We start from the raw sequence: 17,004 nt of genomic DNA, 5'->3' as shown, positions 1-17,004 counted from the left end.
TCTTGTTTTCCCCTTAAAATCTTGTGGTTACGGGATTTGTAAAAAGTTCATTTTTTCATTGCGAAATTAAATAACCGATGTTAACCTTTTACTCGACAGGTTAGATGATATCACTGTCAGACTGCGAATATTAAGGATTATGTGTTTAATTGTTTATAAGGCACCGGACAATGAAAAAAACTATTTTAGCGTTGACTATTCCAGCTATGCTGGCAGTCTCTGCCGCAGCAACTGCTGCAAATGTTTATAAAACTGATTCACAAACGTTGGACGTTTTTGGTCGTGGTAAATTTTCTGTAAATCGTAACCACGATTCTCAAACTCGTTCTGACTTTAGTGCGCGTTTTGGCGTTAAAGGGACCACACAAATTTCTGAAGGCCTTTCTGCTTTCGCTCATGTAGCATGGGACATGCAGTCACAACGTGATCAATTGAGTTCTAATGTTGCTGGCAATGATGATTTAATGTCACGTGAAGTTTTTGTCGGTTTAGATTATGGTCAAGCTGGTAGCCTAGAATTAGGCCAAGACCATACACCTTTCTATAGTTCTTTGACTAAAGTAACCGATATTTTTGATTGGGATGGTCAAGAATCTTACGTAGGTACTTATGGTAAGAATTTCAATCCAAACCAAGCAATTTATACCAATGCTTTTGGTCCTGTAACTGTTCAAGCTTCATATCAGTTCGATACTCAACAGGGTAGTGGCGCAGCAGCTATTGACACCTTTAATGGTGGTGTGGGTACATTTACCGACCAAAGCAATGCACACAGCTTAGCCGTTGTGTATGACACTGGTTTAGGTCTGAACGTTCGTGCAGCATATGCGCGTCAGAACTTTGCGGGTGACGAGCATAAAAACAACTACGGTTTTGGTGTTGATTACACCATGGATAACTTGTATGTTGCAGCATTGTATACTCATGACAAAGAAGACGGTGTCAATCAGTCTGCTAAACGTAATGGTTATGAGTTTGCCGCTAAATATAACATGGGCAAAATCTCTCTGTTAACTGGTTATGCATACGGTAAACAAGATAGCGATGCTACTGGTAACGATTCAAAATATGCGAAAGCATTCAAATTGGGTATGCAATACCACTTCACCAGCAACGTGAAAGGTATGGTCCAATGGACCAACAACACTGCTGACCAAATTGATAACAGCAATGCATACCATGCTGGCCTGCAATACAACTTCTAAGACCCAGATTTATCTGAGCTAAGTTGATGTAAAACCAGCCTTCGGGCTGGTTTTTTGTAACAAATATTTTATATGGGCTATTTATTCGTGTTATTCAGTCTGCTCATCTGTTGGCGTAGCCGTCTTTTGCGGCGCTAACTTTGTTATTGCCGCCTGCCTGGCGGTTGGTTAATTTATTTCGACTGCCTTGGTAGGTTACTACAAGGAAAGTCATTTATGTCTGATTCAATATTAACTGGTGATCGCCCGACGGGGGCATTACATCTAGGGCACTATGTGGGCTCGCTTCAACAGCGGGTAGCACTTCAAAAAAAATTTCCTCAAACAATTCTCATCGCAGATATGCAAGCCCTTACTGATAATGGAACTGATCTGAAAAAGGTCTCTCAGAATATTATCGAAGTACTCGCTGATTATTTGGCTGTGGGCATTGACCCGACTAAAACGACAATTTGCCAACAATCAGCGTTACCAGCTTTGGCAGAATTGACCATGTTTTACGCAAACCTTGTGAGTGTTGCTCGTTTAGAGCGTAATCCAACGGTGAAAAATGAGATTGCATCAAAACAATTTGGTGATTCGATTCCAGCAGGTTTTTTAACTTACCCTATTAGCCAAGCGGCAGATATTACAGCTTTTCGAGCAACGTTGGTTCCTGTTGGGGATGATCAACTACCGATGCTTGAACAGACCAATGAAATTGTACGCAAAGTGAATCGATTAGCCGACAAGCATATTTTAAATGAATGTAAGCCATTGCTATCGAATGTATCACGGCTCCCTTCGGTCGATGGTAAAAATAAAATGTCAAAGTCATTGGGCAATACCATTATGCTCAGTAGTGATGAAGCTGAGATCCGCCAATCAGTCAAATCAATGTATACTGATCCAAATCACCTGCGGGTAAGTGACCCAGGTCAAGTTGAAGGGAATGTGGTTTTTACCTATTTGGATGCGTTTCATCCTGATAGTCATTATGTCACACAATTGAAGTCGGAATATCGTGCCGGTGGCCTCGGAGATACGAAGATTAAGAATATCTTAGAGGAATGCTTACAAGAACTTATCCGGCCTATTCGTGAACGCCGTCAAGTGCTAATGAGTGACACATCTTATTTGCTCGGTGTGCTAAAAGCAGGAACGCAAAAAGCACAACATGTTACCTCTGGTGTTGCCCAAGAGATTAAAGCCATGTATGGATTAGTGCTTTAGCTGTTGGTAAGCACGGCAAATTTGCGAAAAGCGCTGTGGATCACCGCCTCGGTCGGGATGATAACGCAGCGCTAATATCCGATATTGCTTTTGAATTTGAGCCTGATTGGCCCCCTTGGGGAGATCAAGTATGTTCAGTGCTTCATGTTGTTTCGTTGATCCTTGCTTGAACTGTCGCCAAAATGAGTTCAAGAGTGTCTGTACATCATTTTCATTGGTTTTAGCGAGTTGTTGCCAATCTAAATAATAATCTCTCAATGGATCACTCTGATTGAGCGACCGTGTCGAAGTATCAGTATTGAGTGTAATCATTTCAATTTTTAGTGCATGGATAAGTAGCCCATAACCATAACCTGATAAATTCTCTTGCAGTTGATAAAGCGCATTCATCAATAAGAAATGTTGCTGAAATAACCGCAGCTCAGGACTACTGGGCGAAAAACGTTGCATAAAAGGATGAGATTTAACCCGTTGTAACAGCTGATATTCTGTGATGGAGTGCGCTTGTTTGGCAAGGAACTCAAGCACAGCACTGTTAAGTGGGTTCGTTATATTTGTTTGCATAGATTAACTCTGAGCAATATTCATTGAATTGTCAATTTTAATTGAGTTGATGGGCGAGTCGATAGCGTCCTTGATAATCAAAAATATGCTCTTGAATGCGCCAATATTGCTGCTTTTTACGAGCAACGACAAAGTCAGGATGACGAAAATTCTGTTGATGGGCAATCGCTTCTTCAACACTTTGAGGGATGATGGGATCTTGCCATTGACGTTTCAAGAATAGAGCATAAAACTTTTTACGAGATGCAGGTTTTGCTAAATAAAATTGTTCTTGGAGCTGTGCGCCATCTTCATCAAAATATTGAATGACCAGTGCCTCTTTTTTCTTGGAAAAATGCATGCCACAGCAGCGGATGACCATGGCATCTTTAAGTGAGAGGGCTCGCTTTAATAGATCATCCGGATCGATCAATTGATAGCCGCAGTGTTGACAACGCCTAGCGGCAATATCATTTTCTTCCATACAGTGTGGGCATTGTTTGAAGCGAAAGCGGTAGTCACACTGCGCGGGGCCTGTAGCGGTTTCAATCCGTCCTTGACAACGGCGACCATAATGCTCAATCAGAGCACCGTTGGCGTCAACTTTGCCCCAAAAGGTATTGGCAAAATCACAAACTGGGCAAGGAACCATGACTGGTACACTGGTGCTATCAGGTTTTGGTTGGCCAATCTCTGGCTGATATAGATCAAATCCATTCCCCGCATAATCAATCACTAGGCAATCTTTTTTTCCTGAGGCAAGACGTAATCCTCGTCCAATAATTTGCTGGAATAGACTCACCGAGGCTGTGGGACGCAGTAAAGCAATCATGTCAACATGAGGCGCATCAAAGCCCGTTGTTAATACAGATACATTTACAAGATACTTAATTTGGCGATGTTTAAATTGTTCGATGATGCTGGCGCGTTCACCTTTGGACGTTGTGGCAACAATTATAGCCGCTGACTGACCAGATAAATATCCTATGATTTCTTGGGCATGTTCAACCGTTGCAGCAAAGATCATAATGCCTTGACGTTGCTGCGATAGTTCAATCACTTGCTCAATAATCGATTGCGTAACCCGCTGTGATTTTACTAATAATCGGTTTATCGCGGGGTTATCAAAAAGCCCGTTCATGGTGCGACATGCCTCAAACGAGTACTCTGCAATCGGTGCATCAATTAATGTTGGTGGAGTGAGATAGCCACGCCGAATAAGTGCCGCCAGAGGCAATTCATAGATGCAGTGCTTAAAAGCGGCTTCTTTAATGGGTCTGACGAACCCACGATAATCAAATTGGTAGCACCAACCTTGGTTTAATCGATAAGGCGTCGCAGTAAGTCCAAGCACTTTCAGGTGTGGATTAAAACGATGTAAATGCATCAGCAGCAACTGGTATTGGCTATCAGGATCGCAGCCGACGCGATGGCATTCATCAATGATTACCAGTGAATAAAAGCGCTCAAACTTAGTTAGGTTACGGGCAACTGACTGAATGCTGGCAAAACAAACTTGTTTATTTGTTTGTTTTTGGTTGAGGCCTGCAGCAAAGATGCTGCATTCAAGGCCTAGTTGTCGATACTTCTGCGCGTTTTGTTCAACCAGTTCGCTGACATGTGCGAGAACTAAAATTGGGTAATGTGCCAGTCTAGCCAATTCGGCAATCACTAAACTTTTACCCGCGCCAGTGGGCAACACAATAATAGCTGATTCATCAGTTTGACGAAAATGGCGAACTACAGCATCAACAGCATGCTGTTGATAATCGCGAAGTTGGTGCAAAGGTATCCAATCAGTTGAGAATTTGGTGTCTATTCTAGCGATAAGGTTCAGATAACGCTACACTCGTTCGTTTACACATAAAGCTCGTAGGTCAATTATGAAAATTGAAGAAAATAAGGTCGTACTGATTCATTACACTGTTTCGGCGCAAGGAACTGAACTTGACAGCTCAAAAGATAAAGAACCGCTGTCATATATTGCCGGACAAGGTTTTTTAGTCCCTGGTTTAGAAGAAGCGTTGATGGGACGTAAAGTTGGTGAAAAATTTGACGTTGAGGTCCCAGCCGAAAAGGCATACGGTCAGCGAGATGATCATCTGACCCAGTCGGTGCCTCTATCCATGTTTGAAGGAATGGACGTGGAAGCAGGTATGCAGTTTCGGGCATCGACTGATACTGGTGAACAAACCGTGATGATTCTTGAAGTGAATGATGATGAAGCTGTTGTAGATGGCAACCATCCATTAGCCGGTATGGATCTATTCTTTAATGTAAGCATTGAAGAAATTCGTGATGCAACGGCCGAAGAGCTTGATCATGGTCACGTACACGCCCATGGCGATCACCACCATCATGACTGAATGATCAATAGTTGTCTTGGACAAGCTACTCAAGACAAGATAGCGTTGTTGTTATCTTGTCTTATTGTTTAATCCGAACGATTTGTTTTAGATTTAGACTGCCTGATTAGTTCTATTTAATTCCACTCTCGTATTAGACAGCGCAATTTTATTGTTATTAAATTGGATGATTTATTGATAGGAATAGGATTGAGGAGTCATTCCTTTGATGCAGCAAATCTACCTTGTGCATGGTTATACCGCTTCAGTTAATTCGCATTGGTTCCCTTGGTTAGAAGCGCAGTTTGTCGACAATTGTCATGTTCAATTTAAGCGTATTGCCATGCCAGATCCTAATGAGCCGAAGGTTGAGAGCTGGCTTACTACGCTCAATCAGCATCTTCAAATTGATCATTCAACAATTTTAATCGGTCACAGTTTGGGGTGTATTAGTTTATTACGTTTTTTAGCTCAGTTGGGACAACCGATCCACGGAGTACTGTTAGTGGCCGGGTTTGCGGAATCAATCGCAACACTGGCTGAGCTTGATCCATTCAGCCAACTTCAGTTGCCTTACCAACAACTACAAGAGCAAATTAAGCATCGTGTCATGCTCTATAGTGATAATGATCCTGTGGTTCCTGCTCAGTATAGCCGGCGTTTGGCTGAACAGCTGATGATGCAAACCTATCAGATGTCTGGTTATGGTCATTTCTTAGCCAAAGAAGGCGTCAGTGAATTGCCATTAGCTGCGCAAATTATTCACAAAATGCTTATGACGTCTTAACTGAAAAACGGTGCAGGTAATGTTGGATCGCGTAGGTATTGATGCCCTTGACCCGCATTTTGAGTTCGAGTTTTTTAAGCTGTTGATAAATCGGATGCTGTGTGGTTGGATCCGCATCCGGTAATCCTGTCGATTTTAATAAATCGCATAGCCGTAAAGCTTCTTTACGTTCGGCTAACTCGGGTGGAATAAAACCTGCGTTTTTTAAAACGCGATACCCTGCTCGTAGCTCTGCTGGAACATGGCTGTCATCATCAAGTTTTAACGGACGCCCAGTCCCGGCTAACTGGTTGAGTTGTCCTTGTTCTATCGCTTGCTGAATGTGGCGTTCTGCGAGTTGGTCAATGAGTATCATGCTATCATTTCTTATCATCTTTACATCCATATTACGCGGTTAAATATGGATGTAAAATATCAAGCACCTTTTTTCGATAGAGACGATTCAGGCATTATAGATCTTCGCTTTTACCATTTTACGGTATTCGCTGGGAGTGATTTGGCAAAGCTGTTTAAACCGTGTTGAAAAATGATAGCTATCATGATAGCCAACTTGTTCGGCAACGTCTTGAATAGACATACTAAAATCGCGTAAAAGTTGCTGAGCTGTATGAATACGGAGTTGTTGTAAATACTGATGTGGTGTTTGACCGACCTGTTCTTTAAATTTTCGGTTAAAGGTGCGTAGCGGCAGACTGCATTGCATCGAAATTGTTTGAGCGGTCATTGAGGTGGCTAAATTACGTTTCATCCAATCTTGGGCAAGAGCGATTGATTCATCAAATTGCAGTTGTCCTCCAATCTGATAAAACGGTTGTTGCGAGGTTTTAGAAACTTCATGCCCATATTGAGTTTCGATAATACTGGCTATTCGCTGTCCAAAATGCTCAGTAATGAGGTACAACAACATTTCAGCCTGCGAGTTGATGCTTCCCGTGCAATAGATCCCATCGGCAGCGGTAATTGAAGCTTTTCGATTCAGTTTTATCTGCGGGTAACGGCTGGCAAATCTATCATAGAAAGACCAATGTGTTGTAGCGACCTGACCATCTAATAGCCCTGCCTCAGCGGGCCAAATAACGCCTGTTCCTGCGGCGACAATTTGACATCCACGTTGATAATGACGAATCAACCAATTAATTAAATCAGGGGTTTGCTTAATGGCCGTTAAAGGATTTCCCCACATGGGCGGGAAAATAATAATATCGGTGTCAAATTCATCATCAAAGGTGATGTCGGGTTGTAGAATAAGTCCGCCAGTTAAACGCGGAGGTGTTTTATCGGCGGCTACAATGCGTACCACTAAGGGGTTCGTTTTTTGCAATGCCCGCTCACGTAACATAGCTGCGCTGGTTAACATTTCAACAGCTAATGAGACTCCGGTGACTAATGCTCGAGCATAAAGCACGAAAGCAACATTCATAACGTAAATTTGGCCTATATTTCATGTTTTTTGGCATATATATCAGGTTACAGATTATCATAAATTGGTAACCTTAGCGTCATATTTTATAGGTGTAGGCATAGTAATGACAAAAATTCCGGTGATCGTTGGTCTGGGGGGTATGAATGCCGCCGGCCGTAGTTCTGGCTTTCATAGTTATAAGCGGATGATCGCGGATATATTAAGTGCTGAGCAAATGAACTCGACGTGGCGCGATCTAGCAACACGTATGGGAGTATCTGCACAACTGATTGATGATGAGTTGATCCAATCTATTAAACAAGGCACTTTGGTTCGCCGAGTGGAATCATTCGATCCAGATCATGTGCTTTATCAGTCCAAAGCGACGCTCAGCAGTCAAGATGGCGAAATTCAATTTACGCTTCGCAAAAGTAAATTACCGGATCAAATCCCAGCGCATTGGCAGCTCGAAGAGCAGGGTAGTAAAGTTCGCGTGACGGTGCTTGGCGAGCTCAATGCACTATTGCCAGAATACAATAGCTACCCAGTAAGTAGCGCCGCTAATATTCCATCAGGCTTTGATCCAGGGGCTTTGTACAATGCTCGTTTTCATCCTAAAGGTTTGATGTTGAGCATTTATGGCGCATCCGATTTGATTAACTCACTTGGGTTTGATTGGACTGATGTTCTAAATCATATTACCCCTGATCAAGTCAGTGTCTATGCGGGTAGCTCGATGGGGCAAATTGATGAACAGTCGATGCTGGGCATGATGGCTGCGCCGTTAACGGGTGGCCGAGTGAGTTCTAAAATGATGGCAATGTCATTTGCACAAATGCCTGCTGACTTTATCAATAGCTATGTTTTAGGATCCATTGGGAATACCGGCACCAATATGGGGGCTTGCGCCACTTTTTTATATAACTTGCGTCAAGGTCTGCAAGACATCCATCAAGGAATTGCACGTGTTGCGATCATTGGTAATGCTGAAGCGCCGGTGGTTGCAGAACTGATGGAAGGCTATCGCGTGATGGGAGCGCTTGCTGAGGATAAACAGCTGTGTGCACTAGATGGTAGTGATCAACCTGATAATCGCCGTGCTTGTCGGCCTTTTTCAGATAATGCTGGTTTTATCATGGGTGAGTCGTCGCAATTTATCTGTCTGATGGATGATGAGTTAGCGATTGAGTTAGGTGCAACAATTTATGGGTCAGTTGCGGATGTATTTGTGAACGCGGATGCCAATAAGAAATCTATTTCAGCGCCTGGTGTGGGTAACTATGTCACCATGGCTAAGGCAACCGCACTTGCTAAAGCTATTTTAGGTGAGAGTGGATTAAAGCAAACTTATGTTCAGGCGCATGGAACAGGAACACCGCAAAACCGAGTGACTGAAAGCCATATTATTAACGAAGTTGCGAAAACATTTGGTATTGAAAACTGGCCTGTAACGGCGATTAAGGCATATGTGGGTCATTCTATGGGGGTTGCTGCGGGCGATCAACTTATTGCTTCTTTAGGAGTATGGCGTTATGGCTATATTCCAGGGATTAAAACCATTGATCATATTGCAGATGATGTTCACTGCTCCAACCTAAATATTTTGACCGATCATCAATATATGGGTGAGGCGGGTAAAAATTGCCAAGGGGTGATCATTAACGCAAAAGGATTCGGCGGGAATAATGCCTCTGCATTGGTTTTATCACCCACGCAAACAATGAACATGTTACACAATAAATATGGTGAACAAAGACTCGCTACCTATCAGGCTAAAAATAAAGATGTGCAGTTACGCATTCAACAGGTTGATCAAGCTGCATGCCAGGGCGACGAGCCGATGATCTATGAATTCGGTCAAGCCGTCATGGATAGTACTGATGTCACGTTAAGCCCACAGCAATTGACGTTGAGCCAATTTGCTACAGCGATTCCATTGCCATCCGAAAATCCATTCAAAGATTACTGTTAGTTTGGTTGAACTGTAAAAAGCCACCTTGCCTAGGTGGCTTTTTATATATTACTGGGATAAAAGTTTAAGCTGCTGAAATTGCTCGAACATCGGCACATCTAAGTGACTAGCTACCACCAATATTGGTGGTTTAAATAGACCTTGTAGTGCTGTCGAGATGACATCGATTGTTTGTTTATCCAACCCTTCAAAGGGCTCATCAAGCAGCATCAAAACGGGTTTTTGTAATAACACCCTAGCAAGAGCTAATCTGCGAGCTTGTCCCCCTGAAATATTACTACCTTGTGCACCAAGTAGGGTATTCATTCCCTTAGGCAGTGCGGCAACCCATTGTTCCAGAGCAACAGCTTTAAGCGCTGCAAATAATTGTTCATCGCTGGCTTGTTCATCACCTAAGCGCAAATTTCCGGCTATTGTTTGATTAAATATATAAGGTGATTGAGACAGATAGCCAATCTGGGATTGATAGCGTAGCCGTTCGTTATGGCGCAGCGACTGACCATTATAGTCAATTTCCCCAGACTCGGGTTCGAGTTGGTTGGCGATTGCATCGAGCAAGGTACTTTTACCGATACCACTTGGGCCCCGTAGCCAAAGCTGCATACCCAGCGATAGTTGCAGGTCAAGTTGACTGATTCCATTAACGGCGCCAGATTTACGAATAGTCGCCTGACGAAACGTGATTTCATGCAGTTCAGGCATATTGGCATGATTTTCTGGCGGAGCAATGGGTTGATCTGGACATAACTGATTGAGTCGTTTCACCCCTACCTGCGCTTTCGCGGTACCAATAAAACTCATGGCTAGTGGGGATAGCACTTCATTAAGCCCTAATAGTGCAAATAAAAGTCCGGCAAATACTGAACCATTGATTGTGCCGTTGATAAGCTGTGGGGCCGCAAGAATTGAGCTACTCATGATGGTGATTGCAATAATAGCCAACATCAAATGACGAGTCGCTGCTGCTAACACTTGCATTCGATATTCAATGTCAAATTGGCGATTATCCATCTCAAATAAGCGTTGGGCATAGTTTTGCCAGCGTCCTCGGATCGATAAGGTGATTAACGCGCCAAAAAAGTTAATAAAACGTGAGCGGCGATAGATACCAATTAGCTGTAATTGCCAAACCATACGTTTACCTAGCTTGTAACAAAGCCATGGTAATACGATACAGTTAATCAGAAGCCCTGATGCCATTGGAATCAATGTAGCGTGGGCGAACAAGTCAATGACGACTAAATAAAACAACACGCAGATCCATGCATAAATACGCGGCATCCACACTTGCAGTGGCCAACTATTAAGCAAGTCGACATCACTGACAATTCGTTGCAATAGTGCCCCAATACGTAAATGCTGTGGAAGCGCATGGCGAGTTAATTGCTTCCATACCCATAGACGGAGATCTTTAAGTAGATCGAGTAGATGATAGTGCGCAGTAAGCTGCTCAGCATATCGACCGCTTGTGCGCAGTATCGCCATGAGTCGAATAATCGCACCTGGTGTAAAAAAATTAAATGCGATCGTTAGACCCATTGCCCCAGCTAACCCTGCTGAAGTAATAAACCAACCAGAGACAGCGAGTAAGAAAACAGCAGCCAAGCTGGATATTGTTCCCAAGATTAAAGCGAGCCATAACATGCCTGGGTTATTTTTTATCAAAGAGTAGATCGTTAGTTTTTGATCAGCTTTCATCAGATATCTCCTCTTGCTTAAATGGATGAAGCGCTCCTTGATGAATACTAAGTGCGCGATCACACCAAGCGACAGGGTGGGTATCATGACTAATTAGCAGTGTCGTTTTGCCTTGGGTCACTTTTTCTAAAGTTTGATAAAGTGCTTGTGCTGTCTCAGGATCAAGGTGTGCAGCTGGTTCATCTAAAAGCCAAATAGGTGCATCAGACAAAATTGCTCGTGCAATGGATAACCGCTGTAGCTGGCCACCCGAAAGTCCAGAACCTAATTCAGAAACAGGTGTGTCTAAGCCTAACGGGAGCGCTTTAATGAACTCAGCTGCTTCCGCTTGACGTAAAGCTTGTGCTACTTGCGTATCATTGACTGCGCCAAGACCCAGTATAAGATTTTGTGCAAGAGTGCCACTGACCCACTCAGGTGTCTGCGGTATCCATGCGAGTTGGCTTCTCCAACTCGCAAGATCAAGCTGCTTTAACTCAATTCCGCCTATTTGAATATGACCCTGATAATCGAGGTGAAAACCGAGTAATAAATTCAGTAAGCTGGATTTTCCGGCTCCTGATTCACCACTTAACCATAACCGTTCTGCGACGTGAATAGACAAGTTTATGTCATTTAGCAAGTAGCGATCATCGATGATCCAACTCACTTTAGAAAAAACAATATCGGGATTCGCTTGTTGCAATGGCTGTTGGTTGTCAGTCATTGGATGAACAATATTGATACTTAGAATTTCTAGGATTTTTTCAGCGGCAGCAAGTGCTTTCTGTTTGGCGTGATAATCGCCACCAAGCTGGCGTAGCGGGAGATAGTACTCAGGTGCCAGTAATAACATAAAGAGTGAGTCATGCAGATCTAAAAAAGTCTGCCCTTGATAGCCAGGAACCTGTTTGACTAGCCCCAATCCTAAAATGACAGCGATAATAGCAATTGATACCGACGCAAATAGCTCTAATGTCGCCGTTGATAAAAAAGCTAACCCAAGCACTTTCATGGTGGTTGATTGATAAGCTTCGGCGCTTTCTGTGAGCCGCTGCTCCGCTTTTTTTTCACGGGTTAATAGGCGTAATTGAAATAATCCGCGGGTTAAGTCAACAAATTGATTGGACAATAATGCCAACACCGCAAACTGACGTCGATTTGCTTCAGCCGCTTTTTGCCCGACCAAAATCATAAAGTAGATAACCATCGGCGCGGTGAGGGCAAAGACTGTAAATGCGAACCAGGATATATACGCTGCCGCAAGTAAAATTGCAACGGGGATTAATAGACACATAACCGCTTGTATTTGATAGCGGCTAAAGTAGTCATCTAAGGCATCAACCTGCTCGTAGACTGTGGTCGATAATCCACCATCTTGATCAATGATATGACGGGCAGGGCCGAGCATTGCTAGATGTTCAATGAGCTGGCGGCGCAACGATGAACGAATCGATGTACTTGCCTGTGCACAACTTTTGTCTTTATAAAAACCTGCGATAGCTCGAACCAGTAAGGTGATCATGAGCCAAAACACGAGATGAATTGCAAAGTGATGGGCCAATATTAATTGGCTAATGATAGTTGCCAATAACGCTGCTTGAATAATAACCGTCACCGTAATGACGGTACCCGCAAAAAACGCAGCAACGAAAGATGCTCGTTGCTGCGCCTGTAGGTTTTTGAGCAGGTTGTTGGACTTAGTCGTCTGAACCTTGTTGCTCAACCTTTTCACCTTCATAACCGTTGAATTCTAGCCAAATTGCATTGATTACACCAAAAGAACAGGCCAGAAGTACACCTAAAATCCAGGTAAAATACCACATAATCGTACTCCTTTAATACAGTGAATGGCTATTGTCTTCGATGTGTTTGGCATCTAACCGACCACGCATGACCCAGTAATTCCAAAGGGTATACACCAAAATCAAGGGTACAAATATACAAACGACGACAAACATAATGGTGAGCGTTTTATCGCTTGATGTTGCATCCCACATGGTCAAACTCATGTTCGGATTAGTTGATGAAGGCATCAAAAATGGGAACATTGAGCCGCCGGCAGTTAAGATTACCCCAACAATACCTAGTGAAGAACATAAGAATGATTGCCATCCTTTGTTTTTCAATGAGGCCAACGCGGCTAATAACATCCCACCAATACCGAGCACGGGGGCTACGACTAAAATGGGGTATTTGCTATAGTTGGTTAGCCAAGCACCAGGCTGAATAGAGACAGTTTTCATCAGCGGTGTGATATCGGCGTTAGCGTTAATTGAACTGGTGACGACATAACCGTCAATACCATAAGCTAGCCAAACACCTGCTAGAGCAAATAATACGGCACATAACAGACCCGTAATAGCTGTTGATTTACATGCGCGGGCATGCAGTTCATCAGTGGTTTTCATCTGTAACCAAGCGCCGCCTTGTGTCGCGACCATCATGACACTGACTAAACCGGCTAAAACACCAAACGGATTTAATAGGCCAAAAAATGAACCTGTATAGTAAGACTCCATTAGGTCATTAAAATGGAATGGAACCCCCTGTAGAATGTTACCAAATGCGACACCAAAAATAAGTGGTGGAACAAATGAACCAAAGGTAATTCCCCAATCCCAAGCATTACGCCATTGACTATTTTCTAACTTAGAACGATAGTCAAAGCCCACAGGGCGGAACCAAAGACCTGCCAATGCTAACAATACTGCAAGATAAAACCCAGAGAATGAAGTTGCATAAACGACTGGCCATGCGGCAAATAATGCGCCACCAGCGGTAATGAACCAAACTTGGTTACCATCCCAGTGAGGCGCCATACTATTAATCATAATACGGCGTTCAGAGTCACGCTTACCTATAATGCGCAGTAAGATCCCAACCCCCATATCGAAACCATCAGTGACTGTGAAACCAATCAACAGTACACCCATCAATATCCACCAGATAAATTTAAGAGTTTGATAATCCATTGATTAAATCTCCTTGGCTGTCGCAGAAGCTTCATGTTCCAGCGCATAACGTCCGGTATGTAAGCTAGATGGTCCTTGTTTCGAGAATCGAATCATCAGATACATCTCGGCGACGAGGAAGAGAGTATAAAGTCCAATCATACTAATCATTGTGATGAGTATGTCTGTTTCTGACAAATTAGAAACAGCTAGACCTGTTGGTAATATTTCCCCAATTGCCCATGGTTGGCGACCAAATTCGGCAACAAACCAACCGCATTCACAAGCAAGCCAAGGAAGAGGTAGTGCCAGCATGCAGATCTTCAAGAAGGTTCGATTTTGACCAATTCGGCGACGAGCATTCTGGTAAAAAGCTGCTGCAAATATTAATAACATCAGACCACCACAGGCGACCATGATGCGAAACGCCCAGAACAATGGGGCGACCTCTGGTACGCTGCTCTTAACGGCTGCGTCAATCTGGGCCGTAGTGATGTCTTTCATTTCGGGGTTATAAACTTTAACTAATAGCCCGTAACCCAGATCATTTTTCACTTTATCAAAATTGGCTTTCTCTAGATCGGTCGCTGTTCCTGCTTTCAATTTTGTCAAAAGTTGGTAAGCGTAGATCCCATTGATAATGCGCTGGCGATGATATTTCATCAAGTCATCAAGACCTGTTACTTTTTCATCAAGAGAGCGCGTCGCAATTAAACCCAGAACCCCAGGAATTTTAATCGCATATTCGGTTTCTTTGAGTTTTTGATTGGGAAAACCAATTAACGTCCATGCGGCGGGAGCTGGTTCTGTTTTCCATACACCTTCAATGGCTGCTAATTTGGTTTTCTGCACGTCACCCATTTCATAACCTGATTCATCCCCGAGGACGATCACGCTTAAACTCGCAGCTAGACCAAATGCAGCCGCGATGGCAAAAGAGCGTCGAGCAAACGGTAAATCACGTCCTTTGAGCAAATAGTAACTAGAGATCACTAATACAAACACTGCACCGGTGCAATAGCCTGCTGAAACTGTATGCACGAATTTAACTTGTGCCACAGGGTTAAATAACAGCGCAGAAAAACTGGTCAGTTCCATGCGCATGGTTTCATAGTTGAAGTGCGCACCTACTGGGTTTTGCATCCAGCCATTGGCAATCAGGATCCACAGCGCCGATAAATTTGAAGCTATGGCAACAAACCAAGTGACAGCCATATGTTTTACTTTGCTTAGGCGATCCCAACCAAAGAAAAACAGGCCGACTAACGTGGATTCGAGGAAAAACGCCATCAAGCCTTCAATCGCTAATGGGGCACCGAAGATATCACCTACATAGTGAGAGAAATACGACCAGTTTGTCCCGAACTGGAACTCCATGGTTAAGCCCGTTGCAACGCCGAGGGCGAAGTTAATCCCGAAGAGCTTCCCCCAAAACCGTGTCATATCTTTATAAACTTGCCGTCCAGTAATGACGTAGGTTGTTTCCATGATGGCCAACAAAAAGGACATACCTAGCGTCAATGGGACGAACAGGAAGTGATATAGCGCGGTGAGGGCGAACTGCCAGCGTGAAAGCTCGACCACCGTTTCGTTAATCATTATCTGCTCCTTAAGTAACGAATTATAATTTTACATATCTTAGCGTAGAGGGTATGCAAAAGCGTTGACTCCTACACCAAGAAGGCGGTAGGCGCTACACGTCACCGCTATTCTGGGTTGTTTTGTATTGAGGCATTCTGTTTTTGTATTAAAAACTCAATAACCACGAAATAATTATGCCATTAATTGATCTTAATTAAGAGTTTAAAGACGTATTTTTTAGCAATTTTTTAGGTTTATCATGAATTGTTTATTAAATGTTTCAAATTTGTTTTGAATGTGTTTTTTTGTGGTTCTATATATGTCTCATTATGCGCACAATAGTTGTCAGAGTGAAAAATATAGACAAAAATTGCCATTAAAACAAAATTGATCTAAATCAAAGAAACAAAGGTTAATTTTAAATTTTCATCAAAATTAAAGATTTATTTAAATAGCATTATTACATGTATAATTTAAGAAAAAATAACGACTTATTAACATGATTAAGATCAATTTTATTTTAATTAAGTTAGAATTAATGACAAATCTTAATTCTATTTCACACTTATTATATGAATATAACGTCCAAGCTCAATATAACAAGGATGAGTGGAGTACTTAAGTTCCATATCAATCAGTGATTCATTGGTGATTTGATCACGAGCTCTAGCTTTAAGATAATCGTTGATAATACGAACGCCTGAGGTATGACACTCATTGAGTTTCCAGTCAGTCAGCCATCGGCGAATTGTTGTTAAGGAGTAAGCATGTTGTGGGGTGAGACGGACAGTTTTTTTGGCCTTTAAACCATTCTCAACATAGTCAAAATTACCGCATACTAAGGCGTGAAAACGTTGGGCTTCAAGATTGTAGAACATCAATGATAGATATCCTGAAGCACTCACAAAGCGTTCTAGCTTAGCGAGCGTTTGATGTCCATCCTCAAGCCACTCTAATACCGCATGGCAAAGAACGATATCAAATTGGCCGAGTTCATCGGGCAGATCTTGGATGGCGCAATGTCGCAATGTGATTGATAGTGGTATCTCGGATTCAGCAATATTTTGCGCTGCTTTGTCAAGTAGTGTTTCAGATATATCACACAACACCACCTCGTGACCCATTGCAGCAAGCTTCTGGCTAAGGTATCCAAACCCGCCACCCGCATCTAAGATCCGTAATTTACGAGTGGCTAATGGAGTGTGTTCAAGCAAATCTCTCATGAGCACTTGAACCCTAATTTGTCCTTTGATAGTGCCGTAAATATTTTGGGTGAACTTACTTGACAGTTGATTAAAATTTTTATCACTCATAACATCTTAAATC

General features: G+C 42.8%; 15 protein-coding genes. 5 read left to right on the top strand and 10 right to left on the bottom strand.

The genetic code is table 11. The features are described 5' to 3' along the window. Positions 1-170 precede the first annotated feature (170 nt). Together ABUE30_RS03425 and trpS are read left to right on the top strand one after the other, a co-directional pair. Entirely contained in the window at positions 171-1,205 is a 1,035-nt protein-coding gene (locus tag ABUE30_RS03425; protein WP_408622261.1) for a porin, read from the top strand. Between the two features lie 216 nt (positions 1,206-1,421). After that, on the top strand, positions 1,422-2,417 hold the full coding sequence (gene trpS, locus ABUE30_RS03420; protein ID WP_408622260.1) for a tryptophan--tRNA ligase: 996 nt from the start codon (positions 1,422-1,424) through the stop codon (positions 2,415-2,417). Here trpS and ABUE30_RS03415 read toward each other — a convergent pair. Together ABUE30_RS03415 and ABUE30_RS03410 are read right to left on the bottom strand one after the other, a co-directional pair. Next, positions 2,406-2,981, bottom strand: coding sequence for a DNA-J related domain-containing protein (locus ABUE30_RS03415; protein ID WP_408622259.1), 576 nt, complete (start codon positions 2,979-2,981; stop codon positions 2,406-2,408). The genes trpS and ABUE30_RS03415 overlap by 12 nt on opposite strands. Positions 2,982-3,018: 37 nt before the next feature. Beyond that, positions 3,019-4,752, bottom strand: a complete 1,734-nt coding sequence (locus tag ABUE30_RS03410) for a DEAD/DEAH box helicase (RefSeq protein ID WP_408622532.1) — start codon at positions 4,750-4,752, stop codon at positions 3,019-3,021. A 91-nt stretch (positions 4,753-4,843) separates the two neighbouring features. Here ABUE30_RS03410 and ABUE30_RS03405 point away from each other — a divergent pair, with 91 nt between their 5' ends. Continuing rightward, positions 4,844-5,326 (top strand): FKBP-type peptidyl-prolyl cis-trans isomerase, encoded by a 483-nt coding sequence (locus tag ABUE30_RS03405; protein WP_408622258.1) that lies wholly within the window; start codon positions 4,844-4,846, stop codon positions 5,324-5,326. A gap of 208 nt (positions 5,327-5,534) precedes the next feature. Then, positions 5,535-6,092 carry an RBBP9/YdeN family alpha/beta hydrolase gene (locus tag ABUE30_RS03400; RefSeq protein WP_408622257.1) on the top strand — a complete coding sequence of 186 codons (558 nt, stop codon included), beginning with the start codon at positions 5,535-5,537 and terminating at the stop codon, positions 6,090-6,092. Here ABUE30_RS03400 and ABUE30_RS03395 read toward each other — a convergent pair. Both ABUE30_RS03395 and ABUE30_RS03390 read right to left on the bottom strand, forming a co-directional pair. Further along, the gene (locus ABUE30_RS03395) at positions 6,079-6,447 is read right to left on the bottom strand and encodes a DnaJ family domain-containing protein (RefSeq protein WP_408622531.1); all 369 of its coding nucleotides are present in this window, start codon (positions 6,445-6,447) and stop codon (positions 6,079-6,081) included. The two genes, ABUE30_RS03400 and ABUE30_RS03395, sit on opposite strands and share 14 nt — an antisense overlap. 87 nt (positions 6,448-6,534) lie before the next feature. After that, positions 6,535-7,512: a GlxA family transcriptional regulator gene (locus tag ABUE30_RS03390; RefSeq protein WP_408622256.1), complete on the bottom strand. Its 978-nt coding sequence runs from the start codon at positions 7,510-7,512 to the stop codon at positions 6,535-6,537. Between the two features lie 106 nt (positions 7,513-7,618). Between ABUE30_RS03390 and ABUE30_RS03385 the strand changes: the two genes are divergently transcribed. Further along, positions 7,619-9,466 (top strand): beta-ketoacyl synthase, encoded by a 1,848-nt coding sequence (locus ABUE30_RS03385; protein WP_408622255.1) that lies wholly within the window; start codon positions 7,619-7,621, stop codon positions 9,464-9,466. 48 nt (positions 9,467-9,514) lie between these two features. On the opposite strand, the gene ABUE30_RS03380 is transcribed toward ABUE30_RS03385, so the two are convergent. From ABUE30_RS03380 to ABUE30_RS03355, 6 genes are all read right to left on the bottom strand, one after another. After that, entirely contained in the window at positions 9,515-11,164 is a 1,650-nt protein-coding gene (locus ABUE30_RS03380) for an amino acid ABC transporter ATP-binding/permease protein (protein WP_408622254.1), read from the bottom strand. Further along, a complete protein-coding gene (gene cydD, locus ABUE30_RS03375; RefSeq protein ID WP_408622253.1) occupies positions 11,154-12,878 on the bottom strand; it encodes a thiol reductant ABC exporter subunit CydD in 1,725 nt (574 codons plus the stop codon). Before cydD ends, ABUE30_RS03380 begins: the two co-directional genes overlap by 11 nt. After that, positions 12,844-12,969, bottom strand: a complete 126-nt coding sequence (gene cydX / locus ABUE30_RS03370) for a cytochrome bd-I oxidase subunit CydX (protein ID WP_408622252.1) — start codon at positions 12,967-12,969, stop codon at positions 12,844-12,846. Before cydX ends, cydD begins: the two co-directional genes overlap by 35 nt. Before the next feature lie 12 nt (positions 12,970-12,981). Continuing rightward, complete coding sequence (gene cydB, locus ABUE30_RS03365) at positions 12,982-14,118, bottom strand: cytochrome d ubiquinol oxidase subunit II (protein WP_408622251.1); 1,137 nt, start codon at positions 14,116-14,118, stop codon at positions 12,982-12,984. A gap of 3 nt (positions 14,119-14,121) precedes the next feature. Beyond that, entirely contained in the window at positions 14,122-15,696 is a 1,575-nt protein-coding gene (locus ABUE30_RS03360; protein WP_408622249.1) for a cytochrome ubiquinol oxidase subunit I, read from the bottom strand. Positions 15,697-16,232: 536 nt separating this feature from the next. Beyond that, positions 16,233-16,991 carry a methyltransferase domain-containing protein gene (locus ABUE30_RS03355; protein WP_408622248.1) on the bottom strand — a complete coding sequence of 253 codons (759 nt, stop codon included), beginning with the start codon at positions 16,989-16,991 and terminating at the stop codon, positions 16,233-16,235. Positions 16,992-17,004: the final 13 nt, after the last annotated feature.

The sequence above is a fragment of the Celerinatantimonas yamalensis genome (assembly GCF_046054155.1).
Taxonomy (GTDB): Bacteria; Pseudomonadota; Gammaproteobacteria; order Enterobacterales; family Celerinatantimonadaceae; genus Celerinatantimonas; species Celerinatantimonas yamalensis.
This window is presented reverse-complemented; position numbering and strand designations above follow the sequence as displayed.

What these genes read in the sequence shown, in the direction of transcription:
- ABUE30_RS03425 (WP_408622261.1), top strand. Translation starts at nt 171, where the DNA reads ATGAAAAAAACTATTTTAGCGTTGACTATTCCAGCTATGCTGGCAGTC.
- trpS (WP_408622260.1), top strand. Translation starts at nt 1,422, where the DNA reads ATGTCTGATTCAATATTAACTGGTGATCGCCCGACGGGGGCATTACAT.
- ABUE30_RS03415 (WP_408622259.1), bottom strand. Translation starts at nt 2,981, where the DNA reads ATGCAAACAAATATAACGAACCCACTTAACAGTGCTGTGCTTGAGTTC.
- ABUE30_RS03405 (WP_408622258.1), top strand. Translation starts at nt 4,844, where the DNA reads ATGAAAATTGAAGAAAATAAGGTCGTACTGATTCATTACACTGTTTCG.
- ABUE30_RS03400 (WP_408622257.1), top strand. Translation starts at nt 5,535, where the DNA reads ATGCAGCAAATCTACCTTGTGCATGGTTATACCGCTTCAGTTAATTCG.
- ABUE30_RS03395 (WP_408622531.1), bottom strand. Translation starts at nt 6,447, where the DNA reads ATGATACTCATTGACCAACTCGCAGAACGCCACATTCAGCAAGCGATA.
- ABUE30_RS03390 (WP_408622256.1), bottom strand. Translation starts at nt 7,512, where the DNA reads ATGAATGTTGCTTTCGTGCTTTATGCTCGAGCATTAGTCACCGGAGTC.
- ABUE30_RS03385 (WP_408622255.1), top strand. Translation starts at nt 7,619, where the DNA reads ATGACAAAAATTCCGGTGATCGTTGGTCTGGGGGGTATGAATGCCGCC.
- ABUE30_RS03380 (WP_408622254.1), bottom strand. Translation starts at nt 11,164, where the DNA reads ATGAAAGCTGATCAAAAACTAACGATCTACTCTTTGATAAAAAATAAC.
- cydX (WP_408622252.1), bottom strand. Translation starts at nt 12,969, where the DNA reads ATGTGGTATTTTACCTGGATTTTAGGTGTACTTCTGGCCTGTTCTTTT.
- cydB (WP_408622251.1), bottom strand. Translation starts at nt 14,118, where the DNA reads ATGGATTATCAAACTCTTAAATTTATCTGGTGGATATTGATGGGTGTA.
- ABUE30_RS03360 (WP_408622249.1), bottom strand. Translation starts at nt 15,696, where the DNA reads ATGATTAACGAAACGGTGGTCGAGCTTTCACGCTGGCAGTTCGCCCTC.
- ABUE30_RS03355 (WP_408622248.1), bottom strand. Translation starts at nt 16,991, where the DNA reads ATGAGTGATAAAAATTTTAATCAACTGTCAAGTAAGTTCACCCAAAAT.